This is a genomic window from Hansschlegelia plantiphila, from assembly GCF_027922265.1.
Taxonomy (GTDB): domain Bacteria; phylum Pseudomonadota; class Alphaproteobacteria; order Rhizobiales; family Methylopilaceae; genus Methylopila; species Methylopila plantiphila.
The window spans coordinates 80,636-107,508 of the sequence record NZ_BSFI01000004.1; the positions used below are offsets into that span (position 1 = coordinate 80,636).

Genomic DNA, 26,873 nt, shown 5'->3' on the forward strand with positions numbered 1-26,873 from the left:
AGTGCTGGCGGCGCCGCAATATTGTGCGGTGCACATATCGGCGCTTCGCCGCTTCAGGCTGTGAACAGCCCGAGCGGATCTTCAGCCTCGGCGCGGGTCGGCGCGCCGACCGCAGCGTCGTAGAGATCGCGGCGATAGACGGCGGCGGCCGCGTCGCCGCTGTCGTCTGGCGCCTGGCCCCAGCGCGTCATCTGGGCGTGCAGCCAGCGCGCGTGTCGGGGGTCCGGGCGGGTCTCGCTCTCCCGATCGAACAGGATGTAGCTGTCCGAAACCCGCTCCGGCTCCGGCCCTCCGACCGGCAGCCGGCCGTCAAGCGTGCGCCTGATGATCGGCGCCGGGACATCCAGGCGGTTCGAGACGGCGAGCCGCTCGGCGGCTTCCTCGCGGTTCGCGGGATCCTGCAGCCAACGCGCCGCGCGCACGCAGGCCCGCACCAGCCGCTCGGCGATCTCCGGCCGCTCGTCGAGCCACGAGGTCCGCACCGCGAGCACCTTCTCGGGGCAGCGGCGGACGAGGTCGACGCCGAGATGCAGGATGCGGCCGATGCCGAGTTCGACCGCGACCGAGTTCCACGGCGAGCCGACGCAGAAGCCCTCGACATGGCCGTTGGCGAGGGCGTCGACCATGTAGGGCGGCGGCACCACGGCGAGCCGGACGTCCTCGTCCGGCTTGAGGCCGGCCGCGTCCAGCCACAGCCGGAGCTGATAGTTGTGGGTCGAGAACGGAAAGGTCATGCCGAGCGTCGGCGGCTCGTCGCCGCAGGCGCGCCTGGCGCGCACCACCGCCGCGAAGGCCGCTCCCGTCGCCCGGGGGTCGGCGAGGTCGGCGCCGGGGGCGAGGCGCGAGACGAGCTGGTCGTAGAGGTGCGGCGACAGAGTGATCGCATTGCCGTTCAGCCCGAGCGCCATGGGGGCGGCGAGCGGCGCCTTGATCGAGCCGAGGCCGAGCGTGGTGGAGATCGCGAGCGGCGCCAGCAGGTGAGCCGCGTCGAAATGGCCGAAGGCCAGCCGGTCCCGGATGTTCGCCCAGGAGATCTCGCGCGCCAGCTCGATCTCCAGCCCCTCCTCGGCGGCGAAGCCGACGTCGGCGGCCATGATCGGGATCGCGGCGTCGACCAGCGGGATGAAGCCGATCCTGATCCGGTCGGCGCTCACGAGAACAGCTCCGCGGCGGTGACGACCGACTGCGCGATCTCGGCGATCTTCTTCTTCTCGTTCATCGCGACCTTGCGAAGCAACGCGTAGGCCTGCTCCTCCCCGATGTTCTTCGATCGCATCAGGATCCCCTTGGCGCGGTCCACGATCTTGCGCTCCTCCAGCTGGCTCTTGGCCTGTTCAAGCTCCGCCCGCAGCCTGGAGAAGGCGTTGAACCGGCTGATCGTCATGTCGAGGATCGGCTTGACGCGCTCTTTCCTCAGCCCGTCGACGATATAGGCCGAGACGCCGGCGTCGACCGACGCTTCGATCGAAGCCGTATCCGTCTGGTCGACGAACATGCCGACAGGGCGACGCACGGAGCGGCTGACGTGGAACATCTGCTCCAGCACGTCGCGGCTCGGGTTCTCGAGTCCGATCAGAATGACGTCCGGATCGATCGCGTAGATGCGCTCGAGGAGATTGGCGTAGTCGGCGATCCGCGTGATCGCGGCGTGGTTCACCGCACGCAGACCCTCCTCCAGAATCGCCGCCCTGACCGGGCTCTCGTCGATGAGCACGATCTTCAGAGGGCGGTCGGCGGTCGGGACGCGGTCTGGCATTTGTGGTCCAGCGCGCGGGCGGCCTCGCGCGGGACGTCATATTCCCCAACGGGAACGCTTCGCTCAAGGGGCTGCTTCGCCGCGGCCGGCGAGGCGCGCGCGCTCAGGCGGGAGAGGCGGCCGGCGCCGCCCCTCCCAGGCGGGCTTGCCGGCGTCGACGGGCGAGCGCGGAAGCCGACCGAAGCCGTTCAGGCGGCGTGGCGACCGGCGCCGGCGCCGTAATAATCCACGTAGCGCGGGTTGATCGCGGACCGGGGCAGCACGATCAGCACGTCGGTGGCGCCGAACTGGCGATCGACCACCGCGCCGTCGCCGACATGGGCGCCCAGCCGCAGATAGCCCTTGATCAGCGGCGGCAGCGTCCTGAGCGCCGCCCGCGGGTCGATCGCCTCGCGCGGGATCAGGTCGAACGCCGCGCGCCGCTCCGGCAGCGCCGAAGCGGTCCATTCCGGCGGCGCCGCGTGGAAGTGCTTGAGGTAGGAGAGCGCCAGCGACAGCAGCTGCGGGTCGGTTCCCTCCAGGCTCGCGCAGCCCAGCATGACGTCGACGTCGTGGGCGAGCACGTAGGCCCAGATGCCGTGCCACAGCAGCTCGACGGTGCGCTTGTCGCGATAGGGCTTCGACACGCACGAGCGGCCGAGCTCGAGGAAGGACAGGCCGGGATGACGCGCGATCAGCGGCTCGATCGCAAATTCCCCCGCGCTGTAGAATCCGAAGGCGCGCTCCGCGGTCTCCTGCCTCAGCAGGCGGTAGGCGCCGACGACCTTGGGCTTGCGGGGCGTCGGCGCGGCCAGCGGCTCGACGCCTTTGATCTCGAAACCCTGCAATGCGGGAAACGGCGTCGACGCCTTTGCGCCGGGGGAGGGGGCCGCGGTGTCCAGCACCAGAAGGTGGTCGCAGACCGCGTCGAACGGGTCCATGTCACGCCGGGAGAGCCGCGCCAGCGGGTCCGGGATCGCCGACATCTCCTCGAAGAACACCTTGTAGCGCAGCCGCTGGGCGCGCTTGACCTCCTTCGGCGCCTGCGCGAGCCGGACCTCGAGCGAGCCGATCCGGCCGAGCGGGGAGGGCAGGCGGGTTGGGGCGTCGACGCGCGTATCGCCGAGGTCGGGACGGAAGCCGGCGAGCCATTTCGCGCCGCCGGCGACGCTGCGGTGGGATCTGATGCGGCCGACGAGCGACGTCACGCCTCCGCCTGCGCCGGGACGATTGGCCATGGAACGCCTCCGTTGCGGGACGCCGCTGTCCGGCGCCGCGACCGCCGGGAAGCGCATGAGACGCCGCCGCCCGGGAGGCCGTATCGGCCCCGCGCCATCTATCAGCATAATGGGCTGACGCGGATGTGACAAAGCCGGGAGCGAGCGCGCTCATCCCTCGTCCGCGCCGACGTCAGGAGGATCGGCCGCCTGATTGCGAGACGCGGAAACCCTGATCGCTGCTTCGCTCGAGCAGGGCGGCGAGCGCCCTCGAATCGAGCGGCTTGATGAGCACGGCGTTGACGCCGGCCTCGATGGTCGCCGCGCAGTCATCGTCGGCGACGTTGGCGGTGAGCGCCAACAACAGAGCAGGGGGCCGGCCCTCGTTCGCTTCGATCGCCCGTATGCGCCGGGCGACTTCGCAGCCGTCGAGCCCCGGCATCCGAAGGTCGAGCAGCACGGCGTCGAAGCGCTGGTTCTCGAAGGCCGCGCACGCCGAGACGCCGTCGGCGACGTGCTCGGCCGAATGACCGAGCCTCGCGAGATGGGCGAGCGCGATCAGCGCGCTGACCGGATCGTCCTCGGCCAGCAGCACGCGCAGGCCCGTTCCGTTGGGGAAGGACACGGGCGGGACGGGCTCGGCGGATGGCGTGGTCCGGTGGGCGCGCGGATCCTCCAGACGGTGAATCAGGGAGGCTGCTCGGACCGGCTTCACGAGGTAGCCGTCGAAGCCGTCGGCGGCGAGCGTCGGGAGCTCCCCGCGCTCGGCCGGAGACAGCATCAGCAGCACGCGCGAGGCGCCGGCGTGGCGCGCGGCGGTGGCGAGCCCCGCCGCATCCGTCGTCCCGGGCCGGTCGATCAGCACCGTGTCGTGGCCGACCGCGGCCACCGCGACGTCGGCGTCCGGCGCGGCGAGCGAGGCTTCCGCGCCCCAGTCCTGCATGCGCTCGACCAGCCATGGTCCGCTGAACGGTCCGCGCGAGACCACGAGGATGCGGCGGCCGACGAGCGGGTCGGACGGCGCGAGGGTCGGCCCGCCGAGGTCCGTCGCCCGGAGCGGCAGAGCGAGAAGGAAGGTCGAGCCCTCGCCGGGCGTCGAGCTCGCCGTCAGCGCGCCGCCCATCGCGTGCGCCAGCTGGCGGCTGATCGCAAGGCCGAGGCCGACGCCGCCCGCGGCGGGCTCCGCGCCCTGCTCGAACTCGCCGAACAGCCGCTCCGTTTCGGAAGGATCGAAGCCGGGCCCGGTGTCGCCGACCGAGAACCGCGCGTCTTCGGCGTCGACGTCGACCCGGAGGCCGACGCCCCCGCGAGCCGTGAACTTGATGGCGTTGCCCGCAAGATTGAGCAGGATCTGCCGGATGCGCGGGGCGTCGCCCAAGAGATGCGTCGGCGCGCCGGCCCCGACCATGACGGCGAGGTCGAGCCCCTTCGCCTGCGCGCGCGGGGCGAGCAGCTCGGCGACGCCCTCGACGAGCTCCGCCACGCCGAACGGCGCGTCCTGCGTCACGAGGCGATCGGCGTCGATGCGCGAAAGGTCCAGGCTTTCGTCGACCATCGTCAGCATCGCCTCGGCCGATTGCTTCACGGCGACGGCGTAGGTGCGCTGGTCGGGAGCGAGCGCGGTGTCGAGCAGCAGATCGGCCGCGCCGATCACGCCCGACAGCGGCGTGCGCATCTCATGGGTGACGGTGGCGAGGAATTTCGCTTTGGCGCGCGCCGCGGCGTCGGCGCCGGCGAGCGCCTCCGCAAGGGCGAGCCGGCCTTCGGTCCGCGCGCTCTCCTCGCGCTCCTCGGCCCGCCACGCCGCGTCCTGCTGATGCTCCAGCTCTTTTTCGAGCACGGCGAAGCGCCGGCGCAGCGCGGCGAGGCGTGCGAGCGCGACGTAGGCGATCGCCGCCGCGACGAGCGCCGCCCCGGCCAAAGCCGTTGTGATCCCAGACACCACGCCAACGCTCCGCGCAACGCTCGAGCCCGCAGGCTCGCGCCTCGATGGTCATGAATGCTAGGCTGCACGCGTTGAGGAAGTTTTTACGCTGCCGGCTTTTTCGCTTCATGCGCGCATCGCGCGTGGTTCGCGCGCAAGACCGGCCGGGAACGGACACGGATATGAGCGTCGCATTCACCAAGGAGCAGGATCTCGAGGCGACCGCCGCCGATCTACCGGATCGGCCGATCTCGGAGCACCCCAACCTGGTGACCCCCGAAGGCCTGGCCGCGATCGACGAGGCGCTGGCGGCTGCGCGTGCGGCTTACGCGAGCGCGCAAGCGGCGGGTGGCATCGACGCGGACCGCACCGCGATGGCGCGCGCCGCGCGCGACCTGCGCTACTGGTCGTCGCGCCGCGCCAGCGCCGAGCTCGTGCACCGCAATCCGGCCCGGGAGACGGTGGCCTTCGGCGCGCGCGTGACCTTCGAACGCGAGGACGGCCGCCGCCAGAGCTACCGCATCGTCGGCGAGGACGAAGCCGACCCGACCAAGGGTTCGGTCTCCTACATCGCGCCGCTCGCCCGCGCCCTGATGGGCAAGGCCGTCGGCGACGTCGCCCAGGCGCCGAACGGAGAGGTCGAGATCGTCGCGGTGGAATGAGCGGCTTTCGGCGCAGGCGCGCGAAAGGGCCGCGTCGTATCCTCATTCGTCATGCCCGGCGAAGCCGGGTATGACGACTGGACTGCGGCGCCTTACGACAAAGTCGTGGATACCCGCGAAGGCGGGCATGACGGCGGCGTCAGAGCGGATTTACTTCGCCGTGTCGGCCGGCGCGTCTCGGAAGTAAGGCTCGACCGGGCCGCGCAGCAGGATGGTCATCGGGTTGCCGGCGCGGTCCTTCGCGGTTCCCGCGGCGACGCGGATCCAGCCTTCGCTGACCGAATACTCCTCGACATTGGTCTTCTCGACGCCCTTGAAGCGGATGCCGACGCCGCGCTCCAGCGCGGCCTCGTCATAGAACGGGCTCGAAGGGTTGGACGACAGGTGGTCGGGCGGCGTTTCGGCCATGATGATCTCGGCTCGTTTCGTTCGGTTCCCGCCTCAAGGCCATCGCGCACGCCGTCCGTCAACCCCGCAACGTCTCCCGCGACGAATGCAAGGCTCCTTTGTTGCGTCGCAATATTGAATTATGCATCGCAGCATACACATCAATCCAGCGTCGCGCCGCTTTGGCGGCGGAGGCGCGTCAAGGAGATGCAATGGCCGGATTCGGCGACATTCCAGCGGGTCTGGCGCGTCAGCGCCCGTCCGCCTGGGCCAAGGGCGCCCCGCGGACTGCTGCGTCGGCGTCGAGGCTGCAGGAGATCAGCGACTTCGGGGCCAATCCGGGCGCATTGCGCATGCTGGCCTATGCGCCGCCGGGGCTCGCGCCCGGCGCGCCTCTGGTTGTGGTGCTGCACGGCTGCACGCAGACGGCGGACGCCTACGAGTCCCACGCCGGCTGGACCAAGCTCGCCGACCGCGACCGGTTCGCCGTGCTCTATCCCGAGCAGAAGCGCTCCAACAATCCGCAGGGCTGCTTCAACTGGTTCCTTTCCGCCGACACCGCGCGTGGTCTCGGCGAGACCCGTTCGATCCGGGAGATGATCGACACCGCGATCACGACGTTCTCGAGCGACCGCGGCCGGGTCTTCGTCACCGGACTGTCGGCCGGCGGCGCGATGGCTTCCGCCCTGCTCGCCGACTATCCGGAAGTGTTCGCCGGCGGCGCGATCATCGCAGGGCTCCCTTGCGGGGCCGCGGCCAGCATGGGCGAGGCCTTCGAGGCGATGTCGCGGCCGGCCGAGCGCAGCGCCGCCGAACTCGGCGACCGCGTGCGCGCGGCGTCGACGCACAAGGGCCCGTGGCCGAAGATCTCGATCTGGCACGGCGGCGCGGATTCGACCGTGGTTCCCAGGAACGCCGAGGCGCTCGCCCGGCAGTGGACCGACGTGCACGGCGTCGCCCTGGAGGATTTCCGCGAGGAGACGACCGGGACCCATCGCCGCCGCGTCTGGAGCGTCGCCGGGCAGGAGGTCGTGGAGCTGACGACCATACCGGGCATGGGCCATGGCACGCCGCTCGACGGCGCCGAGGGCGAGCGCAAGGGGCCGTTCATGCTCGACGTCGGGCTGTCCTCGACCCGGCGGATCGCGGCGTTCTGGGGCGTCTCGAAACCGCACGCCGCGGCGTCTCCGGCGACCCGGCCTGCCGCCTTGAAGCCTTCGGCGTCTGCGCCGCGGGAGGCCGTCAACCCGCGGTCGACGCCTCGTCCGGCCGCCGCTGCGGCCCGCCCGGAGGCTCCGCCCCCGAGCTTCGACGTCGGCTCGGTGATCTCCCGCGCGCTGAAGGCCGCCGGCCTGATGAAGTGACGCCCACGCCGCCCGCCGGACCCAAAAGCTCGGAACGGCTGCGTCTCCGCCGCGTTGCACAACGGGCCTGAGGCGCGAACGGGGGCGACGCGGTGATTTCCGATCTCTGGTACAAGAACGCCGTAATCTATTGCCTCTCGGTCGAGAGCTTCATGGACTCCGACGGCGATGGGGTCGGCGATTTCCGCGGGCTGACGCGCCGGCTGGACTATCTGCATGGGCTCGGCGTCACGGCGGTCTGGCTGATGCCGTTTCAGGCCTCACCCGGCCGCGACGACGGCTACGACGTCTCCGATTACTACAACGTCGATCCGCGCTACGGCACGCTGGGCGACTTCGTGGAGTTCACCCACGCCGCCAAGCAGCGCGGCATGCGGGTGCTGATCGATCTCGTCGTCAATCACACCTCGGACCAGCACCCGTGGTTCAAATCCGCGCGCTCCGATCCGGATTCGCCCTATCGCGACTGGTACGTCTGGTCCAAGACGAAGCCGAAGAACGCCGACAAGGGCATGGTGTTCCCCGGCGTTCAGACGTCCACCTGGACCTACGACGAGGCGGCCAAGGCCTACTTCTTCCACCGCTTCTACGACTTCCAGCCGGACCTCAACACGGCCAATCCGCATGTGCAGGCCGAGCTTCTCAAGATCATGGGATTCTGGATCCAGCTCGGCGTCTGCGGATTCCGCATGGACGCGGTGCCGTTCGTGATCGCCGAGAAGGGCGCGAGCGTGCCGATGACCCCGAAGCTCGACTTCGACATGCTCCGCACGTTCCGCGAGTTCCTGCAGTGGCGGAAGGGGGACAGCGTGATCCTGGCGGAGGCGAACGTCACGCCGGACGAGAACGTCAAATACTTCGGCGACGACGGCGACCGCATGCAGATGATGTTCAACTTCCACGTCAACCAGCGGCTGTTCTACGCCCTGGCGAGCGCGGACACGGCTCCGCTCGCCAAGGCGCTGAACGAGACCAGGCCGGGCTATCCCACCGCGCAATGGGGCGTGTTCCTGCGCAACCATGACGAGCTCGACCTCGGCCGGCTGGAGGACGACCAGCGCCAGGCGGTGTTCGACGCCTTCGGGCCCGACAAGTCGATGCAGCTCTACGACCGCGGCATCAGGCGGCGGCTCGCGCCGATGCTGAAGGCCGACCGGCGGCGGCTGGAGCTCGCCTACAGCCTGATGTTCACGCTGCCGGGCACGCCGGTGCTGCGCTACGGCGACGAGATCGCGATGGGCGACGACCTCAAACTGCCCGAGCGCAACTGCGCGCGCACGCCGATGCAGTGGTCGGGCGAGGCGAACGGCGGCTTCAGCAAGGCGAAGAAGACCTTCCTGCCCGCGATCTCCGGGGGAGGCTTCGGTTTCGAGACCGTCAACGTCGCCCAGCAGCGGCGCGATCCGAACTCCATCCTAAACTGGATGGAGCGCGTCATCCGCATGCGTCAGGAGCTGCCCGAGATCGGCTGGGGCGACTTCCGGGTCATCCCGACCCGCGACAAGGCGGTCCTCGCGCTCCGCTACGACTGGCGAAACAACGCCGTGGTGGTGCTGCACAACTTCGACGGCGAGCCGCGCGAGACCGCGTTCGATCCCGGCGACAAGGACGACGAGCCGAGCGTGCTGATCAACCTGCTGGCCGACGACCACAGCAATCCGGAGGCGGACGGCCGCCACCGCATCGTGCTCGAGGGCTACGGCTATCGCTGGTACCGGCTCGGCGGCCTCGACTATCTTCTCAACCGCACCGAAATCTGACGATGCTGGACGTTGCATGGTGGCGCCGGGGCGTCGTCTATCAGATCTATCCGCGCTCGTTCCAGGACAGCGACGGCGACGGGATCGGCGATCTCGAAGGCGTGCGCCGGCGGCTCGACCATCTCGTCGCGCTCGGCGTCGACGCGGTCTGGCTGTCGCCGATCTTCCCCTCGCCGATGGCGGACTTCGGCTACGACGTCGCCGATTACTGCGGCGTGGATGCGATCTTCGGATCGATCGACGATTTCGACAGGCTGCTCGACGACGCTCACGGTCGCGGACTGAAGGTGATCCTCGACTTCGTGCCGAACCACTCGTCCGAGGCGCACCCCTGGTTCGTCGAAAGCAGACGCGACCGGAGCGATCCCAGGCGCGACTGGTACATCTGGCGCGACGCCGCGCCAGGCGGCGGGCCTCCGAACAACTGGATCAGCAATTTCGGCGGCCCCGCTTGGACGTTCGACGAGACGACCGGGCAGTACTACCTGCACAGCTTCCTGCGCGAGCAGCCGGACCTGAACTGGCGGAACCCCGAGCTGCGCGCGGCGATGGCCGACGTGCTGCGCTTCTGGCTCGACCGCGGCGTCGACGGCTTCCGCATCGACGTGCTCTGGCTGCTGATCAAGGACGAGGAGCTGCGCGACAATCCGGAAAACCCGGATTACGCGCAGGGCGATCCGGACATCGGGCGGCTGCTGCAGACCTATTCCTCGGATCGCGAGGAGGTGTTCGACGTCATCCGCGAACTCCGGGCCACCGTCGACGACTATGACGACCGGGTGCTGATCGGCGAGATCTACCTGCCGGTGGATCGGCTCGTCGCCTATTACGGACCGGATCTTTCCGGCGTGCACCTGCCGTTCAATTTCCAGCTCATCTTCGCGGACTGGCATGCGCGGGCGATCGAGCGTCGGATCGCGGAGTACGAGGCGGCGCTGCCCCCCGGCGGCTGGCCGAACTGGGTTCTGGGCAATCACGACCAGAAACGCGTCGCCACCCGGCTCGGGGGCCCGCAGGCCCGCGTCGCCGCCATGCTGCTGCTCACGCTGCGCGGTACGCCGACGCTCTATTACGGCGACGAGATCGGCCTCGCCGACGTGCCCGTGCCTCATGATCTCGCGCAGGATCCCTGGGAGAAGAACGAGCCGGGCCACGGCCGAGACCCCGCGCGCACCCCGATGCCATGGGACGCGACGACGAATGGCGGGTTCACCGCCGGCGCGCCCTGGCTGCCGATGAACGATGTCGGCGCGCTCAACGTCGCCGCCGCGGCGCGCGATCCCCGATCGATACTGGCGCTGCACCGCGCCCTGCTCGCGCTTCGGCGGGGGAGCCCCGCGCTGTCGCTTGGCGCCTATGAGGGCGTAAAGGCGCAGGGCGACGTGCTGGCCTATCGCCGCCGGCACGGCGAGGAGGAGCTGCTCGTGGCGCTCAATCTCGGAGACGAGGGCGCCGAGCTCGCCCTGCCGATCGCTGCGACTGCGCTGCTGTCGACGCATATGGACCGCGAGGGCGCGGAGCAGCCGGGCGTGCTGAAGCTACGGCCGAACGAGGGCGTGGTGCTGAGACTGTGACCGCGGGCCAGCCCTAGACCGAGAAGCGCCTCACGCCGCTTTCGCCCGGGCCTCGGGCGCGGCGCGATAGGCGAGGGCTTCGGCGATGTGGAGGCGGCCGACCGTGTCGGCGCCATCAAGATCGGCGATCGTGCGCGCCACCTTGAGCACGCGGTGATAGCCGCGGGCGGATAGGCGCAGTCCGTCGGCGGCGTCCATCAGCAGCTTGCGGCCGCCGGCGTCGGGCCGCGCGATCTCCTCGACGGCGGCCACCGGCAGATGGGCGTTCAGCGCCGTCGGCGACAGGCCGAACGCCGCGTGGCGGCGGGACTGCCGCAGGCGGGCCTCGAGCGCGCGGGCGGCGACCGTCGCGCTGTCCTCGCTCGAGGACGGCGCCATCAGGTCGGCGGCGCTCACCGAGGGGACGTCGAGCCTGAGGTCGATGCGGTCGAGCAGCGGGCCTGAGATGCGCGCCTGATAATCGGCGGCGCAGCGCGGGCCCCGCCCGCAGGCGTGGCCGCCGTCTCCGCCGCCGCAGCGGCACGGGTTCATGGCGGCGACCAGCTGGAACCGCGCGGGGTAGGACAGCCGGTGGTTCGCCCGCGCGATCACCGCCTCGCCGCTCTCGAGCGGCTGGCGCAGCGCGTCGAGCGCCTGGGCGGAGAACTCCGGCAGTTCGTCGAGGAACAGCACGCCGTTATGCGCGAGCGCGATCTCGCCGGGCCGGGGTCGAGCGCCGCCGCCGACCAGCGCCGCCATCGAAGCCGAATGGTGGGGGCTGCGGAACGGACGGCGGTTGGTCAGCCTGCCGCCGGCGAGGTCGCCCGCGACCGAACGGATCATCGCGACCTCGAGCAGCTCCTTGGGCTCGAGCGGCGGCAGCAGGCCGGGAAGCCGGCTCGCGAGCATCGACTTGCCGGCGCCCGGCGGACCGGAGAGCAGCAGATTGTGGCCGCCGGCGGCCGCGATCTCCAGCGCGCGCTTCGCGGTCTCCTGACCGCGGACGTCGCGCAGATCCGCAAGTGGCGCGCCGGCGTCCGGCAGGCCGGGCCGGGGGCGCGCCAGGATCTGCACGCCCTTCAGGTGGTTCGCGATCTGGATCAGCGAACGCGGCGCGACGATCGGCAGATCCGCGCTCGCCCATGCCGCTTCCGCGCCGCAGGCCTCGGGGCAGATCAACTGGTGGCCGCGGGCGTGGGCCGCGACCGCCGCCGGCAGGGCGCCCGCGACGCTCGCGATCGTGCCGTCGAGGCCGAGCTCGCCGAGCACCGTGCAGCCGGCGAGCGCGTCCTGCGGCACGGCGCCGATCGCAGCCATCAGGCCGAGCGCGATCGGCAGGTCGAAATGGCTGCCTTCCTTCGGCAGGTCGGCGGGCGCGAGGTTGACGATGATGCGGCGCGGCGGCAGAGCGAGACCGGAGGCGATCAGCGCAGAGCGCACCCGTTCGCGCGCCTCGGAGACCGCCTTGTCGGGGAGGCCGACGATCGCGAAGAACGGCAGCCCCGGCGAGACCTGGACCTGGACGTCGACGGCTCGGGCCTCGATCCCCTCGAACGCGACGGTCGAAACCCACACCACCATGACGCGCGCCCTCCGTCGCCTCATTGAAGAGTAACGGGCCGCCGTCTGGCGTCAAGAACAATAAGCGAACATTGTCGGCCGATCAGGCGCTTTCCGCCGCCCCGAGCGAGGGCGCCACCACGCAGCAGTTCTTCCCCGAAGTCTTCGCGCGGTAGAGCGCGGCGTCGGCGGCGTCGAGCAACTCGCTCAGCTCGTCGCCATGGTCGGGCGCGAGAGCGACGCCGACGCTGACGCCGATCCGCACGGTGACGTTCGGTTCGAGCTGGTAGACCGCGCTGAGCGAGTGGATCAGCCGCTCCGCAAAGGCGGGCGCCTGCGTTCGGTCGAGGCCGTGCACGAGGACGACGAATTCGTCGCCGCCGATGCGCGCTGCGACGTCGTCCGTCCGAAGCAGCCGGCGAAGGCGTTCAGCCGCCATGTTGAGCAGGCGGTCGCCGGCGCCGTGCCCGTGGGAGTCGTTGATCGCCTTGAACCCGTCGAGGTCGAGGTAAAGCAAAGCCACCGACCGCTCCCGGCGCGCGACCATGGCGCGGCGCAGGCCGGCGCGGTTCGGCAGGCCGGTCAGCGGGTCGTGCCGGGCCTGGTGCTCGTGCTCCCGCTCGGCGCGCATGGTCGCGACCAGCAGCCCGTTCAGCTTCAGCGCCGCAATGCGCATGCTGACGATATAGAACGGAATCTGGAGGAAAGCGGCGAGGAACACCGGGTCGCCGGCGAAGGGCGCGGCGGCGCAGATCGGCCCCATGCTGCATAGCGTCATCGCGGCGGCGAGCCGCGGGGCGCCGAAATTGCGGAAGCAGATTCCGCCGACCATCGCCCCGGTCGAGAGGCAGGCGAGCGCCGCAACAGCCCAGTCGCCGCTGAGGATGCTGATGAAGGTTCCGTAGCCGACGCTCGCCGACCAGAGCACGCCGAGCACGAGGTAGAGGTCGGTCGGCGTCGTCCGGCGCTGCTCGGAGCGGCGGAAGGAAATGAGCAGCGCCGCGAGGCGCACCACGCACAGCAGGATCTCGCACGCCAGCCAGCCGATGAAGGGCGCCGTTTGCATCCGCGCCGCCGCGATGGCCGCGACCAGCGTCGAATTGATGACGCCGCCCGCGAAGATCGGAAGCGTGCCGAACAGGCTCGCGACGAGCGCGCGCTGGATCTCCAGCGGCACATCCTGCCCGGCATGCGCCAGCCAGCGCGTCGCTGCCCAGGTGGGCAGGCTGAATGTGCGAAGCTTGTCCCGCATGCCGGGAAAAACGCATGGTTTGGATTGAGGCTTTGTTAAGCTGGCGTCACATTTGAGAGAGCTGTCGAAAACGTCCCCAGATCAGGAAACCTCAGTATTCGACGACGCCGTCGAGCGCGTAATGCTTGATCGTCTTGCGGTTGGCGATCAGCTCGTCGATCGTCGGCTCGCCGTTCATCGCGCGCTTGATGGCGAGCTTCGTCGCCTCGTAATTCGTACGGTAGAGGTCAGCCTTGTCGAGGTTCGGATCCTCGGCGCAGCGCAGGTCGAGCCAGACGGTCAGGATGATGCAGATCTCGTCGACGATGTCCTTCGGGATGACGCCGTCGATCACGCTGTCGAGGATCGCGTCGCCGATCGCGCCCTGAACGACGCCGCCGAGCAGGTCGACATATTCCGCCGAGGGGATCGTGACCTTGCTGGTCATGATCGCGGCCGGCTTCACCGCCTGGTTGAGGTCGCGGACCACGAACATGCGGGTGTGGCCGACCGACTGGCCGAGCATCGAAGCGAAGGCGGTTCCGACCGGGCCGTTCACGGCGCCGATCACGATTTCGGGCATCGCGTCGGTGGCCTGGCCTTCGGCCGCGAGCACGGTGGCCTCGCCGGTGCGGAAGATGATGTCGGTCATGTCGTCTCCTTGGTCGAGAAAATCACTCGGTGGGCACGTCCGCCCAGAAGCCGCGGTCGTCGCGGCAGCGCAGGCAGCCGTCGGCGACGCCGAAATGCATGCCGGTGAGGCCGAGCGCGCCGCTTTCGACGCGCTCGCGGACCCAGGGGAAGGTCATCAGGTTCTCGATCGTGACGCCGACGCAGGCCTCCTCCGCCGCGCGGCTGCGCGCTGCGCCTTCGAGCGCGGGGTCGACGGCCTTACGGGCGCGGCTTGCGGTCTCCATCCATGGAACCACGAAGTCGGAAGCCTCCGGCGGCGCGCCGTCGAACAGCGCGTTCACGCCGCCGCAGCCAGCGTGGGCCAGCACGACGATCCGGCTGACGCCGAGCACGCGCACCGCGAATTCGAGCGCCGCGCTCGCGCCGTGATGCGAATGGTCGGGCGTGTAGGGCGGCACCAGCGCCGCGACGTTGCGCAGCACGAACAGTTCGCCGGGGGCGGCGCCCAGGATCTGCTGCGGGTCGACGCGGCTGTCGGAGCAGCCGATCACCATGGTCTTCGGCGACTGGCCCTTGGCGAGGGTCTCGAACTTGCGCTGCAGCTCGGGCCAGGTGGCCTCGCGGAAGCGGCGATAGCCTTCGAACAGCGCGTCGAGCGACCCGGCGGGCGTCGTGTCGGCCAATATCTCCCCCTTATCGATAGCAGATCCCGCCGGCGGGGCGGCGCAGCGGCACGGGATAACGACAGCGGCTCCGGCGTCAAGGCCGGAGCGTCGCGCCGATGATCGCGCGACGGCCGCTTTCCCTTTCCTGGAGCAGTTCTATCTGGGATTGTCGGATGGCCGGAGCGCGTTTTCAGCGCCGGAGCGCCCCGTGAGGAAACGTGCATGACGGTTTCCGCAGGATCGCAGCGCGACGCCGACGGGAGGGATCGCGAGGCGGCGGACGCCTGGGCCGCGGTCCGCGCCGCGCGCCATGGCGCGACGGTCCCGGCCGCGCTCGAAGGCGCCGAGCTCTGCCGCATGCTGCTGCCGGTGGCGCGGCCTCGCGCGCTGGTCGTCGCCCAGCTCGGCCAGTCGCTGGACGGCCGGATCGCCACCGTCACCGGCGCCTCGCACTTCATCAACGGCCCGGCCGGCATCGATCATCTGCATCGCCTGCGGGCGCTGGTCGACGCGGTCGTGGTCGGCGTCGGCACGGTGTGCGCCGACGACTGCCGGCTGACCGTGCGGAGGGTCGAGGGCGCTTCGCCCGCCCGCGTGGTCATCGACCCCGGCGGCCGGGCGCCGCTCGACGCGCAGATCTTCGCCGACGACGGCGCGCGGCGGCTGACGATCCGCGCGGAAGGCGTCCCCCGCTGTCCCATAGCGGGCGTCGAGACCGTGCACCTGCCGCTGAGCGCCGGCCGCATCGCTCCCGGCGACGTCGTGGCGGCTCTCGCGAGGCGGGGGTTGCGGCGGCTGCTGATCGAGGGCGGCGCGACGACCGTGTCGGCCTTCGTTGCGGCGGAGGCGGTCGACCGGCTGCACGTCATGGTCGCGCCGCTGATCGTCGGATCGGGGCGGCAGGGCCTGACGCTCGCCCCGGTGCGCGACCTGGCGTTCGCGTGGCGGCCGCAGGCCGCGGCCTATCCGCTCCCGGGCGGCGACGTGTTGATGGACTGCGACATGCGGACCTGCGCCGGCGGCTCCGCCCGAGGGGAGGAACAGGCCGATGAACGAGATCAGGACGACGCCCGCCGCCGGCGGCTACACGCTGACGGCTAAGATCCTGCACTGGCTGGTCGCGATCGCCGTGATCGGGCTGATCCTCGTCGGGCTGTCGCTCGACTCGATCCCGAAGGGACCGAGCCAGGATCTCGCATACTTCCTGCATAAGTCGACCGGCGTCGTGGTTCTCGCGCTGATGACGGCGCGCATCGCGTGGCGGCTGACCAACCCGCCGCCGCCCTCGGAGCCGGACCTGGCGCGGTGGCAGGTCGGTCTGTCGCACGCCGTGCACTGGACGCTCTACGCGATCCTGCTGGTGATGCCGGTCCTCGGCTGGGCCGGCTCGAACGCCTTCGGCGCGCCGGTGAGCGTCTTCGGCCTGTTCACGATGCCGACGCTGCTGGCCGAGGACAAGGAGCTCGCGAAGCAGATTCTCGGCTGGCACGCGCGGCTCGGGATCACGGCGGGCCTGCTGATCGTTCTCCACATCTCGGCCGCGCTCTACCACCGCTTCGTCCGCCACGACGCCGTGTTGGCGCGGATGACGTGAAGGACCTCCGGCGCCCGCCTCACTGCGGCGGCAGGAACAGCCCGTCGAGATGCCAGACCTCGACCGATCCTCGGGGGATGGCGGCGACGCGGAACGCGAGCCAGTCGGCGAGGCCGTGCGGAGGATCGGGCGCCTCCGAGGCCGCCTGGGCGATGCCTGCGAGGAGTTTGCGGGTGAGCGCTTCGTCGTCCGGGCCCAGCCGCCAGACGCTCGGGCCGAGGTCGACCGAATAGCCCGCGCCGGCCATCCGGCCGTCGAGCGCCGCGCCGGCTGCGGAGCCGAGCGCGAAGCCGAAGCCCTTGTCGGTCCCCTGGTGACGGTTGAAAGCGGCGTTCACGGCGTCGTCGAGGGGATGAGCGGGGAGGAAGGCGTTTCGCCCGTCATAGGTCAGTCGGGCGTAGAGCGGGCGTCCGGCCTCCGCCAGCAATCCGCTGAAGCGGTCGAGCCATTCCGCGCCGACGAGATCGAAAAACGCCGAGGCCGTCACGAGGTCGGCGCTCGCCGCCGACGCCGGCAGCGGCGTCGCCGCGAGGTCGTGGGCTTCGAACGCGACCGTGATCTCCCGCTCGCCCTTACGGAGCAGCAGGCCGCCTTCGGCGTCCGCCGCGCCGTCCGCCCAGTCCGAGAGACGTCGGCGCGCATGGGCGAGCAGGGCGGGATCGTGGTCGATCAGCGTCCAGCTCTGGCGGGGGCCGAGATGTTCGCTGAGGGCGCGCAGGGTCGATCCCGAGCCTGCGCCGAGATCGGCGACGGAGACAGTCGGGCGGCTTCCAAAGACAGTCCTGACCCGCGCCAGCGGCGCGTGCGCCCATGCCGCGTGGTCGGCGCGTTCGCGGAGGTCCAGCCATCCGGCCTCGAAGTTTTCGACCCGCGCGCTGGCGTCGGGCTGCTCCAGGAGGCGCTCGAAGACATTCGCCGTCTGCGCCCAGCGCGGCAGCGTCGCCGCATGCGCCCAGGCGGCGTCCGCCGCCGCCCTGCGGGCCTCCGGGTCGGCGATCAGTCGCCGTAGCGCGGCGGCCAGCGCGTCGACGGAGCCGACATGCGCGCCGGCCGCGGCCGGGACGAGCGCTGCGGCCGCCGCGTCGTCGCCGGCGACGACGGGGAGCCCGCGCGCCAGGGCCTCGGCCCAGGCCATGCCGTAGCCCTCGAAGCGTGAGGGCAGGGCGAAGAGGTCGGCGGAGGCGTAGGCCGCCGCCAGTTCAGCCGCGCCAAGCTCGCCGGCGAATTCGACGCGGCCGCCGATCCCGAGCGCCTCGATCAGGCGGCGCAGTTCGGCGGAGCATGCAAGGTCCCGGTCCGCGGCGCCGACGATGCGCCAGCGCCAGTCGATGTCGGCGAGGCGCGCAAGCGCTCCGGCGAGCCGCGCATGGTTCTTTCGCGGCGTGATCGTCGCGACCGTCAGGATCACCGGCGGGGCCCCAGCGCACGCCGCGCGCGGCGCCGCGTCGACGCCGGGCGGCGCGACGAGGATATGCTCCGCCGTCGCCCCATGGTCCGCGACGAGCAGAGCGCGCGTCGCCTCGCTTGTCGTGATGATTGCGGAGGCGCAGCGCAGGGCCTCGCGTTCCGACGCGCGCAGCCGCTCGGCGGTCTGTCGGTCGAGCCCGGTCTCGAGGGCGAGCGGGTGATGAATGAGCGCAATCAGTTCGCGGCCGAGCGCCTTCAGTCCAGCGGCGGGCAGCGCGCCGAAGGCGAGGCCGTCGACGATCAGCGCGGCCGACCGTGACGCGGCGCCGAGGAGCCGGAGGGCTTCGCCGATCGCGGGCTCCGACGCCATCGGGAAGCCGTCGGGCAGCCGGAGGATCGCGACGCGGTGGCCCCGCGCGCGCAATTCGGTCGCGACGCGGGCGTCGTAGATATAGCCGCCTGTCAGCGTCTCCGGATCGCCGGGGATCGCGAGGACGAACTCACCCAAGCGCGATCGGCCCCTCGAACCAGGCGCGTGCGACGTGGGATTCGTTGAGCGTGACGCGCAGGCTCGAGAGGCCGCCGGCGTGCGCGCCGAGCCGGCCCGCACGGGCGGCGTCCGCCATCCGGTCGAAGATATGGCGGCAGAGGAATTCGGTGGTGGTCGCCTTGCCCGCGAACTCCGGAACGGCGTCGAGGTTGACGTAGTTGAGCGGCGCGAGCGTCGCCTTCAGCGTCTCGGTCGCGGCGCCGATGTCGACGACGATGTTGTCGGGATCGAGCTCCTCGCGGAAGAACGCGACGTCGACCACGAAGGTCGCGCCGTGCAGCGCCTGCGCCGGGCCGAACACCGCACCCTTGAGGCTGTGGGCGATCATGATGTGTTCGCGGACTTCGACGGCGTACATTCGGGCGTTTCCTTCGAGGATCTCAGACGTAGTCAAGCACGATGCCGAGCCCTTCGGCGCCCGGCTCGAACAGCGCGGGAAGGACGCTCGGCGCGTCTTCGAACGGCACGGAGACGTCGAGCAGCAGGTCGTGGCGGTCGTCGGCGGCGAGCAGCGCGAGCGCCGCGGCGAGGCGGCGCCGGGCGCTCCAGCGCGGGCGGCGCGACGGGGCGACCTGACCGACCTGCGACGACACCAGCTTCAGCCGGCGGGCGTGGAAGGCGCGGCCGAGCGGCACCGCGACGTCGTCGGAACCGTGCCAGCTCAGTTCGACCACGGTCGCCTCCTCGCCGGCGGCCGACAGCGCGGTCGCGAGCCCGGCCGCGGACGCGCTGGCGTGCAACACGACATCGGCGTCATGGGGCGTGTCGCGGGGCAGGGCGAAGGTTGCGCCGAGCGCCTCCGCGACGCCACGGCGACGGTCGTCGGCGTCGACCAGCGTCACCTCGACGCCCGGCAGTCGCCCGAGCAGCCATGCCGAAAGCAGGCCGACCACGCCGCCGCCGACCACCACCGCGCGGTCGCACGGGCCGGCGCCGGAATCCCACAGCGCGTTAAGCGCGGTCTCCATATTGGCGGCGAGCGTGGCCCGCCGCGGCGGCATGCCTTCGGGCAGCAGATGAAGCGCGGATATCGGCGCGACGAAGGCGCTCTCATGCGGGTTGAGGCAGAACACCGCGCGGCCGCGCAGCTCCGACGGGCCGTCCTCGACGATCCCGACAGCGGCATAGCCGTATTTCACCGGGCCGGGAAAATCCCCCTGCTGGCGGGGCGCGCGCATGCGGCCCCACTCGCTTTCGGGGATGCGGCCCTGGCTCACCAGACGCTCCGTGCCGCGGCTGACGCCCGAAAAAAGCGTCCGCACCAGCGCATCGTCGCCAGACCGACCGGCGGCCATTTCCGAACGCACCTCCACGCCGCCGCGGCCGTCGTACCAGAGGGCGCGGGACATCATCGTTTCGCGGGACGTGTTGTCGGGACCAAGGTTCCGCCTAATTGCTGGCAGGGTCGCGCCGGTTGGACGGCCACGCCTTGTGTTATAGCGGCCCGCTCCGGGGCGGCCAGACCGTGCTGACCGCCCGCCCATCGAAAGCGTGACATGCGTCCAAGCATCGACCTCGAACAGAGCGTCGCTCCTCGTTTCTCCCGCTCTTCCGCCCGTCGCGCCCCTTCGGCTGCGAACGAGACGCGGCCGGCGCTCCGCTTGCGCCGAATCACGATGGCGGCCCTCGTGCTCGGGACCTGCGCGCTGCTCGCCCTTGCGCTCGGCGCGGTCCTTTCGGCGGACGGCTGGACGATTCCCGAAATCGTGATGTTCGCCTGCTTCCTGGTGTCCTCGCCGTGGCTCGTCATCGGCTTCTGGAACGCGATGATCGGTTTCGCGCTGCTGCGCTTCTCGGCCAACCCGGTCGCGGCCGTGGCGCCATGCGTCGCACGGACCCGCGCCGACGAGCCGGTTTCGGGCCGGCATGCGGTGGTGATGTGCGTCCGCCACGAAGACGCCGGCCGCGTCGTCCGCCGGCTCGACGCGGTGCTCGCGAGCCTCGACGCCACGCGCTACGGCGACCGCTTCGACCTTTTCGTGCTGAGCGACAGTCAGAAGCCCGGCCTGGTCGCGGAGGAGGAGGCGACGGTCGCCGCCTGGCGCGCGACGCTCGACGATCCGAGCCGGGTGATCTATCGCCGTCGCCTCACCAACAGGGGGTTCAAGGCCGGCAACGTCCGGGACTTCCTGACGAGCCGCGGCGACGACTACGAGGTGATGATCACGCTCGACGCCGACAGCGTCATGTCGGGCGAGGCGATCCTGCGGCTGGTCCGCGTCATGCAGGCGAACCCGAAGCTCGGCATCCTGCAGACCCTGGTCGTCGGCCTGCCGGCGCGCACCGTGTTCGCGCGCGCCTTCCAGTTCGGGATGCGCGCCAGCATGCGCTCCTATTCGATGGGCGCGGCGTGGTGGGCGGGCGACTGCGGCCCCTATTGGGGCCACAACGCCGCGATCCGCGTGCAGGCCTTCCGAGATCACTGCGCGCTGCCTGAGGTTCCGGGCGGCCCGCCGCTCGGCGGCGCGATTCTCAGCCACGACCTCTATGAGGCGGTGCTGATGCACAAGGCCGGCTACGAGGTGCGCGTCCTGCCGGAAGAGGGCGGCTCGTGGGAGGACAACCCCGCGACCCTCGCCGAATTCACCCGCCGCAACCTGCGCTGGTGCCAGGGCAACATGCAGTATCTCAGGCTGATCGGCGCCCCGGGTCTGCCGCTGATGGGCCGCGTGAACCTCGCGATCGCCATCCTGATGTACGCCGGCGCGCCGGCGTGGATGCTGTTCATGGTCGCCGGGGCCGTGCAGGCCTGGGGGCCGCCCGCGGTGATCGCGGCGTCCGGCGCGGGCTCCGGTCTGTCCTGGGCGCTCGGCGCGGCGTTGCTCGCGGCGATGATGCTGGTGCTGTTCGCGCCGAAGATCATGGGCTACCTCGACGTCGTGATGCGGCCCGCGGAAAGCCGGCGCTACGGCGGCGCCGGGATGTTCCTCGCGGGCGTCGCGGCGGAGGCGGCGTTCGGGCTGCTGTTCGCGCCGATCGTCAGCTTCACGGTCACGGTCTTCCTGCTGCGGCTGTTCATCCTGCGCCGTCCGGTCGGCTGGGAGGCGCAGAATCGCGAGGGCGAGCGAATCGGCTGGAGCGAGGGCGCCCGGCTGCTGTGGCCCGCCACCGCCTTCGGGGCCGCGCTGACGCTGTCGCTGGCGCTGTCGGCGCCCGCGGTGCTGCCGTGGGCCGCTCCCGTGCTGCTGAGCTTCCTGCTGGCCGTCCCGTTCGCGGTGCTGACGTCCTGGGACGCGCCGGGCGCGGACGCCGCCCTCGCGGGGATCGTCGCCATCCCGGAGGAGACCAACCCGCCAGTCGAGGTCAGGGCCGTGACGGAGGGATTTGCGGTGCGGGCCGCGCCGTCCGGCCCGCTCGAGCCGTTCCGCTTCGACGCCGATCCGCGTGATTATTCGGCTGCGGCGTCGCCGGCCGAATAGCGCTGCAGCAGGGGCGCCTGCGCCATCGCGAACACCATGGTGAGGGGCATCATCCCCCACACCTTGAAGGCGACCCAGACGTCGGTGGTCTGGGTCCGCCACACGATCTCGTTGACCGCGGCGAGGAACACGAAGAACCACGCCCAGCGGCGCGACAGCTTCATCCAGCCCTCATGCTTCAGGTCGAAGGCCTGGTCGAACACGATCGCCAGCAGGGGCTTGCCGAACGCGAGGCCGCCGAACAGCGCGCCGGCGAACAGCAGGTTCACGATCGTGGGCTTCAGCTTGATGAAGAGCTCGTTCTGGAGCGCGAGCGTGAGGCCGCCGAACACCAGGACCACGGCCCCCGAGACCAGCGGCATCACCGGCAGGCGGCGCATCAGGATCCACGACACGACGAGCGCGACGATCGTCGCCGCCATGAACGCGCCGGTCGCGAAGAACAGGTTGGTCTTGGCGTTCGCGACGAAGAACACCAGCAACGGCCCGAGCTCGAGCGAGAGCTTCAGGGCGGGGTGGACGGCGCGGGCCGGGCTGTCCGGGGAACTCATGCGCTTGCTCTGCCTCCGGGGATCTCGGCGATCAAGCCGAAATGCGCCATTTTCCGCGCGCCGGTCACTGATGATCCGCGGCGGGTGCTGCGCTTCTGCGCCCGAAATCCGGCGCCGCCGTGTCCTGTCCCTGCTCGATGATGTCCCGGCGGATGGCGCGGGTCCGGGTGAACAGCTCGAACAGCTTGTCGCCCTCGCCCCAGCGGATCGCGCGCTGGAGCGCCGTCAGATCCTCGACGAAGCGGCCGAGCATCTGCAGCACCGCGTCTCGGTTGTTGAGGAAAATGTCGCGCCACATCGTCGGATCGGACGCCGCGATGCGCGTGAAGTCGCGGAAGCCCGAGGCCGAATATTTGATGACCTCGGACTGCGTGACGTCCTCGAGATCGGCGGCGGTTCCCACGATGTTGTAGGCGATCAGATGCGGCACATGGCTCACGATCGCGAACACCAGGTCGTGGTGCTCCGGGGTCATGACGTCGACCTTGGCGCCGATCCCCTCCCAGAGCGCCCGCAGCTTGGCGACGGCGGCCGGATCGGCGTCGGGCGAGGGCGCCAGAATCGTCCAGCGGCCTTCGAACAGCTCGGCGAAGCCGGCGTCGGGCCCTGAGTCCTCGGTGCCGGCGATCGGGTGGGCCGGAACGAAATGGGCGTGCGCCGGCACGTGGGGGGCCATCGCGCGTATGATCGCGCCCTTGACCGAGCCCACGTCGGAGAGGATCGCGCCGGGCTTCAGCCCCGGACCGACCTCGGCGGCGATCGCGCCGCAGACGCCGACCGGAGCGCAGACGATGACGATGTCGGCGTTTGCGGCGGCCTCGCCGGAGTCCGCGAACACCTCGTCGCCGAGGCTGAGCGCGGCCGCGCGCTCGCGCACACGGCTGTCGGGGTCCGCGAGCAGGATCGTCTCTGCGAGCCCGGCCTTCCGTACGGCCCGCGCGATCGATGAGCCGATCAGGCCGACGCCGATGATCGCAAGCCGCTTGAACAGGACTTTAGCCACGCGGCGCGCTTTCCACGAATTCGCCGAGCGCTTCGAGCACCGCCCGGTTCGCCTCCTCCGTCCCGATGCTGAGGCGCAGGGCGTCCGGCAGGCCGTAGGCGCCGACCGCACGCAGGATCAGCCCGCGCGCGGTGAGGAACGCGTCGGCGTCGGCCGCGCTCCGGCCCGGCGTCTGCGGAAAATGGATCAGGATGAAGTTCGCGACGCTCGGCGTGACCTCGAGGCCGAGCGCGCGCACGCCCTCGGTGAGCGTCGCCAGCCAGCGGGCGTTGTGATCGACCGCCGCCTCGATATGCGCACGGTCCGCCGCCGCCGCGGCGCCCGCGGCGATCGCGGGTCCCGAGACGTTGAAGGGTCCGCGGATCCGGTTCAGCACGTCGACCACGCCCTCCGGCCCGTAGAGCCAGCCGATCCTGAGGCTCGCCAGTCCGAACGCCTTCGAGAAGGTGCGCGTCATCACCACGTTCGGCGCCGAGCCGGCGAGCTCGACGCCGGCGGCGTAGTCGTTCGCCCGGACATATTCCGAATAGGCGGCGTCGAGCACCAGCAGCGTGGTTTCCGGCAGGCCGGCATGCAGCCGCTTGACCTCGTCGAAGGGCAGGTAGGTGCCGGTCGGGTTGTTGGGGTTCGCGATGTAGACGATCCGCGTGCGCTCGGTGACGCGTTCGAGAAGCGCGTCGACGTCGGCCGTCAGGTTCGTCTCCGGCGCGACGACGGGCGTCCCCCCGGCCGCGAGGATCGCGATCTTGTAGACGAGGAAGCCGTGCTCGGTGAACAGGCCCTCGTCGCCGGGCTCGAGATAGGCGAGCGCAAGCAGCGAGAGCAGTTCGTCGGAGCCGGCGCCGCAGACGATGCGCGCGGGGTCGAGCCCGTGCGCCCGGCCGATCGCCTCGCGCAGGACCCGCGACGTGCCGTCAGGATAGACTTCGAGGTTCGCCGCAGCCTCCCGGAACGCTTCGACCGCCTTGGGGCTCGGGCCCAGCGGCGTCTCGTTCGACGACAGCTTGTGCAGGCGCACGCCGGCCGGCGCGCGGCTCTTGCCGGGGACATAGGCGTCGATCGCGAGCGCGCTCTCGCGCGGACGGAGCGTCGGCGCGCGGAGGGACGATGGGGCGGGAACGGGGCTCATGGCTTCGTCATTCAGGCGCAGGCGTAGCCGCCGAGCGCGACCGCGCCCGGGGCGGGGGAGGCGTCGCCCTTGACCGCGACGAGCCGCGACCGCCGGCCGTTGCGGGTGACGGAGGCGAGCGTCTCGACGTCGGGGCTGAGCGTCGCGTCGCCGTCGTCGGCGAGGCCCCAGATCGTGGTCTCCGACGAGCTCGCCGGTCCGAGCGGCCGCGCCAGCACAAGGGCGGGGATCGCCGCCGGGTGGCCTTCGCCGCCGAAGAACGGCAGTCGCGCCATCACCTGCGGGCCGTCTCCGCCGAGGCCCTCCCACCAGATCGAGGCGGGCGCCGCGTCGAGGCGCACGAGCCCGAGGTCGCCGGTCGACCGCGCGACCGCCTCGACGACGCGGCCGGGCGTGGAGTGGCCGGTGAGCGGCACGTCGAAGCCGACATGGAAGCGCGCGAGGTCGTGCATCGCGAGCGCCTCGCCGCCCTGCTCGACATGCAGCGTGAAGGGCACCTGAACATGGGTGAAGGTGGCGATGATCGTGCGCCAGAGATGCTCGGCGGTGGCGAGCGGCAGATGGCCTTTATGGCGGGCGGCGAGCCGGCGCATCATCTCGGCCTCGCGGCCGGGGCGGAAGGCGGACCCGGTCTCGGAGGTGCGCTTGACCTCGACCAGCCGGTCGATCACCGCGCCGCGCTCCATCAGCAGCAGGTGCATCGCCTCGTCGATCCGGTCGATCTCGCGGCGGATTTCGGCGAGCGGGTCTGTCGGGGCGTCGTTCATGGAGCAATCGGCCGTAAGCGGCGGGCGCGGAGCATCCAGGCCGCCCTATTCAGGGGGCACTTCATAGACGAAGCCGGCGGCGGAGGCCAACCGCTCCGAACCGCCGACCGCTGGCGCCCGCTCAGGCGTGCGAAGCGGCGCTCTTCTCCGGCGCGTGCGTGTCGGCGGCCCCGCCGCTGTCCGCGGCGCTCTGGCCGTGAAGCAGATGCGTTTTAGCCTCGATCATATGGCCGTGGTCGCTCAGCCAGTCGGCCAGCGCGAGGAACACGCCCGACACGACGAACACCACGTGGATCACCGCCATCCACCACAGATCGCGGTCGCTCGCCGCGCCGAGATCCATGAACGCCTTCAGCAGCTGGATCGCCGAGATCGCGACGATCGAGGCGATCAGCTTGAGCTTGAGGCCCGAGAAGTCGATCTTGCCCATCCATTCCGGCCGCTCGCTCTGGTCCGCAAGGTCCATGCGCGAAACGAAGTTCTCGTAGCCGGAGAAGATCACAAGCAGAATGAGGTTCGCGGTCAGCGACAGGTCGATCAGCGACAGGATGCCGAGGATCACCTGACTTTCCGTGGCGTGGAGCACGCCCTCGGCGAAATGGATGAGCTCCTGCGCGAACTTGACGAGCAGGACGACGAGGCCCGCGACGAGCCCGATATAGAACGGCGCCATCAGCCACCGGCTGGCGAACAGGCCCCGCTCGATCGTCTTCTCGATCATCGTCCCAGAACCTTCCCACGGCGCATGATGCGGAGCAGCATCAGACGCGCATCGCATGACGCGCGGCGGCGGGCAAGCCGGCGCCGCCCTTCGCCGGCGCGGCGGCCCTTGGAAAACAGCGTCGGCGCCGATGTCTTCGCGGAAAGAAGGCGGTCTTCACGACCTCGTTACGCTCGGCCGCGGCATATGCCCGGCGTCTCCTGTGCGATCAGGACGCCGCGCCGATCGGGCGCCTGCGGCGGCGTCCGAGCAGCATCAGCAGAATTCCGACTATCCCGAGCACCGCGAAGGTCGGCTGCGCGAGCAGGGCCGACAGGCCGGCCTCGCCGGCGGGCAGCGAATTCGCGACGAAGGCGCGGGCCTTATCGAGCGTCTCGGGCGAGGCCGCGGACCAGCTGGTCTGTGCGCTCGTCAGGCTGATTCCGCCGGAGGCGATGGAGCGCGTGCCGTCGATCACGAGCGCGACGAAGCCGCCGGCGAGGATGAGGAAGCCGATCAGACGGAGCAGGAAACGGATCATGGGCGGGTCGTCTCACCTGTCGCTGGGAGTCCGCGCAGGGCGTCCCGGCCCCGCGGCGTGAGCCAAGATGGGATCAAACCGGCCGCCCGGCAATCCGCGGCGGTAGGCCTCGCGCCCCGGCCGCTTCCGGAGGCGTCCATTCACCGCGCTTGTCACGACGCAGCGCCCTTGCTAACTCCGCGCTCCCGGAGGGGTGGCCGAGTGGTTGAAGGCGCACGCCTGGAAAGTGTGTATACGGGAAACCGTATCGCGGGTTCGAATCCCGCTCCCTCCGCCAGCTCTGCATGATTGTACGCAATGGCGCGATATTCCGCGCTATGGCTACGCAATCACCGCCGATTTTCCGCCGCGGCGGAGAGCTGCACGCTCGTTCGCTGTGCCGATCCGTCATCGTGCGAGACCGGCGACGCGTGCGATCAGAAAGGCAAGCGTCACGTAAGCCACCCTCTAGTCGAGCGGCGAATGGCCGAAAAACACGGCTCCGCATCTTAGCGCTTACTCGACGACGGCGAGCCCCGTTA

Annotated in this window: 25 protein-coding genes and 1 tRNA gene; 8 read left to right on the forward strand and 18 right to left on the reverse strand. The window is 70.7% G+C overall.

Features of this window, described 5'->3' with window-relative positions:
* Positions 1 to 53: 53 nt before the first annotated feature.
* From PKE75_RS03785 to PKE75_RS03800, 4 genes are all read right to left on the reverse strand, one after another.
* Complete coding sequence (locus PKE75_RS03785) at positions 54 to 1,154, reverse strand: CmpA/NrtA family ABC transporter substrate-binding protein (protein WP_271167367.1); 1,101 nt, start codon at positions 1,152 to 1,154, stop codon at positions 54 to 56.
* A complete protein-coding gene (locus PKE75_RS03790) occupies positions 1,151 to 1,756 on the reverse strand; it encodes an ANTAR domain-containing response regulator (protein WP_271167368.1) in 606 nt (201 codons plus the stop codon). The genes PKE75_RS03785 and PKE75_RS03790 overlap by 4 nt, the downstream gene beginning before the upstream one ends.
* A 188-nt stretch (positions 1,757 to 1,944) precedes the next feature.
* Positions 1,945 to 2,973 carry a GNAT family N-acetyltransferase gene (locus PKE75_RS03795; protein ID WP_271167369.1) on the reverse strand — a complete coding sequence of 343 codons (1,029 nt, stop codon included), beginning with the start codon at positions 2,971 to 2,973 and terminating at the stop codon, positions 1,945 to 1,947.
* Positions 2,974 to 3,145: 172 nt separating this feature from the next.
* A complete protein-coding gene (locus PKE75_RS03800; protein ID WP_271167370.1) occupies positions 3,146 to 4,894 on the reverse strand; it encodes an ATP-binding protein in 1,749 nt (582 codons plus the stop codon).
* Between the two features lie 164 nt (positions 4,895 to 5,058).
* Between PKE75_RS03800 and greA the strand changes: the two genes are divergently transcribed.
* The gene (gene greA, locus PKE75_RS03805; protein ID WP_271167371.1) at positions 5,059 to 5,538 is read left to right on the forward strand and encodes a transcription elongation factor GreA; all 480 of its coding nucleotides are present in this window, start codon (positions 5,059 to 5,061) and stop codon (positions 5,536 to 5,538) included.
* Between the two features lie 150 nt (positions 5,539 to 5,688).
* Here greA and PKE75_RS03810 read toward each other — a convergent pair whose 3' ends face one another.
* Positions 5,689 to 5,946, reverse strand: a complete 258-nt coding sequence (locus tag PKE75_RS03810) for a DUF3297 family protein (protein ID WP_271167372.1) — start codon at positions 5,944 to 5,946, stop codon at positions 5,689 to 5,691.
* Between the two features lie 191 nt (positions 5,947 to 6,137).
* Here PKE75_RS03810 and PKE75_RS03815 point away from each other — a divergent pair, with 191 nt between their 5' ends.
* The 3 genes from PKE75_RS03815 (at position 6,138) to PKE75_RS03825 (ending at position 10,623) form a co-directional block, all read left to right on the forward strand.
* Positions 6,138 to 7,289, forward strand: a complete 1,152-nt coding sequence (locus PKE75_RS03815; RefSeq protein ID WP_271167373.1) for an extracellular catalytic domain type 1 short-chain-length polyhydroxyalkanoate depolymerase — start codon at positions 6,138 to 6,140, stop codon at positions 7,287 to 7,289.
* Between the two features lie 92 nt (positions 7,290 to 7,381).
* A complete protein-coding gene (locus PKE75_RS03820) occupies positions 7,382 to 9,049 on the forward strand; it encodes an alpha-amylase family protein (RefSeq protein WP_271167374.1) in 1,668 nt (555 codons plus the stop codon).
* A gap of 2 nt (positions 9,050 to 9,051) precedes the next feature.
* A complete protein-coding gene (locus tag PKE75_RS03825; RefSeq protein WP_271167375.1) occupies positions 9,052 to 10,623 on the forward strand; it encodes an alpha-amylase family glycosyl hydrolase in 1,572 nt (523 codons plus the stop codon).
* Between the two features lie 30 nt (positions 10,624 to 10,653).
* Here the strand turns inward: PKE75_RS03825 and PKE75_RS03830 are convergent, their stop codons facing one another.
* The 4 genes from PKE75_RS03830 to PKE75_RS03845 form a co-directional block, all read right to left on the reverse strand.
* Positions 10,654 to 12,183: a YifB family Mg chelatase-like AAA ATPase gene (locus PKE75_RS03830; RefSeq protein WP_271167376.1), complete on the reverse strand. Its 1,530-nt coding sequence runs from the start codon at positions 12,181 to 12,183 to the stop codon at positions 10,654 to 10,656.
* A gap of 82 nt (positions 12,184 to 12,265) precedes the next feature.
* On the reverse strand, positions 12,266 to 13,414 hold the full coding sequence (locus PKE75_RS03835; protein WP_271167377.1) for a GGDEF domain-containing protein: 1,149 nt from the start codon (positions 13,412 to 13,414) through the stop codon (positions 12,266 to 12,268).
* 91 nt (positions 13,415 to 13,505) lie between these two features.
* Positions 13,506 to 14,045: a formaldehyde-activating enzyme gene (gene fae, locus PKE75_RS03840; RefSeq protein WP_271167378.1), complete on the reverse strand. Its 540-nt coding sequence runs from the start codon at positions 14,043 to 14,045 to the stop codon at positions 13,506 to 13,508.
* A 22-nt stretch (positions 14,046 to 14,067) separates the two neighbouring features.
* Positions 14,068 to 14,709 carry a carbonic anhydrase gene (locus PKE75_RS03845; protein ID WP_271167379.1) on the reverse strand — a complete coding sequence of 214 codons (642 nt, stop codon included), beginning with the start codon at positions 14,707 to 14,709 and terminating at the stop codon, positions 14,068 to 14,070.
* 204 nt (positions 14,710 to 14,913) lie between these two features.
* Here PKE75_RS03845 and PKE75_RS03850 point away from each other — a divergent pair, with 204 nt between their 5' ends.
* Together PKE75_RS03850 and PKE75_RS03855 are read left to right on the forward strand one after the other, a co-directional pair.
* Positions 14,914 to 15,792: a RibD family protein gene (locus PKE75_RS03850; RefSeq protein WP_271167380.1), complete on the forward strand. Its 879-nt coding sequence runs from the start codon at positions 14,914 to 14,916 to the stop codon at positions 15,790 to 15,792.
* Positions 15,740 to 16,285 carry a cytochrome b gene (locus PKE75_RS03855; RefSeq protein WP_271167381.1) on the forward strand — a complete coding sequence of 182 codons (546 nt, stop codon included), beginning with the start codon at positions 15,740 to 15,742 and terminating at the stop codon, positions 16,283 to 16,285. The genes PKE75_RS03850 and PKE75_RS03855 overlap by 53 nt, the downstream gene beginning before the upstream one ends.
* A 19-nt stretch (positions 16,286 to 16,304) precedes the next feature.
* Here PKE75_RS03855 and PKE75_RS03860 read toward each other — a convergent pair whose 3' ends face one another.
* From PKE75_RS03860 to PKE75_RS03870, 3 genes are read right to left on the reverse strand one after another with little or no spacing between them, the layout of a single operon-like run.
* On the reverse strand, positions 16,305 to 18,200 hold the full coding sequence (locus PKE75_RS03860) for a glycosyltransferase (RefSeq protein WP_271167382.1): 1,896 nt from the start codon (positions 18,198 to 18,200) through the stop codon (positions 16,305 to 16,307).
* Positions 18,193 to 18,600: a 6-pyruvoyl trahydropterin synthase family protein gene (locus PKE75_RS03865; protein WP_271167383.1), complete on the reverse strand. Its 408-nt coding sequence runs from the start codon at positions 18,598 to 18,600 to the stop codon at positions 18,193 to 18,195. Before PKE75_RS03865 ends, PKE75_RS03860 begins: the two co-directional genes overlap by 8 nt.
* Before the next feature lie 22 nt (positions 18,601 to 18,622).
* Positions 18,623 to 19,591, reverse strand: a complete 969-nt coding sequence (locus tag PKE75_RS03870; protein WP_271167384.1) for a zinc-dependent alcohol dehydrogenase — start codon at positions 19,589 to 19,591, stop codon at positions 18,623 to 18,625.
* Positions 19,592 to 19,738: 147 nt separating this feature from the next.
* Here PKE75_RS03870 and mdoH point away from each other — a divergent pair, with 147 nt between their 5' ends.
* Entirely contained in the window at positions 19,739 to 21,661 is a 1,923-nt protein-coding gene (gene mdoH, locus PKE75_RS03875; RefSeq protein WP_271167385.1) for a glucans biosynthesis glucosyltransferase MdoH, read from the forward strand.
* On the opposite strand, the gene PKE75_RS03880 is transcribed toward mdoH, so the two are convergent.
* The 6 genes from PKE75_RS03880 to PKE75_RS03905 all read right to left on the reverse strand — a co-directional run bounded on the left by PKE75_RS03880 (position 21,631) and on the right by PKE75_RS03905 (position 26,352).
* Complete coding sequence (locus PKE75_RS03880) at positions 21,631 to 22,212, reverse strand: septation protein A (RefSeq protein ID WP_271167386.1); 582 nt, start codon at positions 22,210 to 22,212, stop codon at positions 21,631 to 21,633. The genes mdoH and PKE75_RS03880 overlap by 31 nt on opposite strands.
* A gap of 64 nt (positions 22,213 to 22,276) precedes the next feature.
* Entirely contained in the window at positions 22,277 to 23,215 is a 939-nt protein-coding gene (locus PKE75_RS03885) for a prephenate/arogenate dehydrogenase family protein (protein ID WP_271167387.1), read from the reverse strand.
* On the reverse strand, positions 23,208 to 24,344 hold the full coding sequence (locus PKE75_RS03890) for a pyridoxal phosphate-dependent aminotransferase (protein WP_271167388.1): 1,137 nt from the start codon (positions 24,342 to 24,344) through the stop codon (positions 23,208 to 23,210). The genes PKE75_RS03885 and PKE75_RS03890 overlap by 8 nt, the downstream gene beginning before the upstream one ends.
* An 11-nt stretch (positions 24,345 to 24,355) precedes the next feature.
* Positions 24,356 to 25,111 (reverse strand): chorismate mutase, encoded by a 756-nt coding sequence (locus tag PKE75_RS03895; protein WP_271167389.1) that lies wholly within the window; start codon positions 25,109 to 25,111, stop codon positions 24,356 to 24,358.
* Between the two features lie 121 nt (positions 25,112 to 25,232).
* Positions 25,233 to 25,832 (reverse strand): TIGR00645 family protein, encoded by a 600-nt coding sequence (locus PKE75_RS03900; protein WP_271167390.1) that lies wholly within the window; start codon positions 25,830 to 25,832, stop codon positions 25,233 to 25,235.
* A 208-nt stretch (positions 25,833 to 26,040) separates the two neighbouring features.
* The gene (locus PKE75_RS03905) at positions 26,041 to 26,352 is read right to left on the reverse strand and encodes a hypothetical protein (protein ID WP_271167391.1); all 312 of its coding nucleotides are present in this window, start codon (positions 26,350 to 26,352) and stop codon (positions 26,041 to 26,043) included.
* 187 nt (positions 26,353 to 26,539) lie between these two features.
* Here PKE75_RS03905 and PKE75_RS03910 point away from each other — a divergent pair.
* Positions 26,540 to 26,629, forward strand: a tRNA-Ser gene (locus PKE75_RS03910).
* Positions 26,630 to 26,873: the final 244 nt, after the last annotated feature.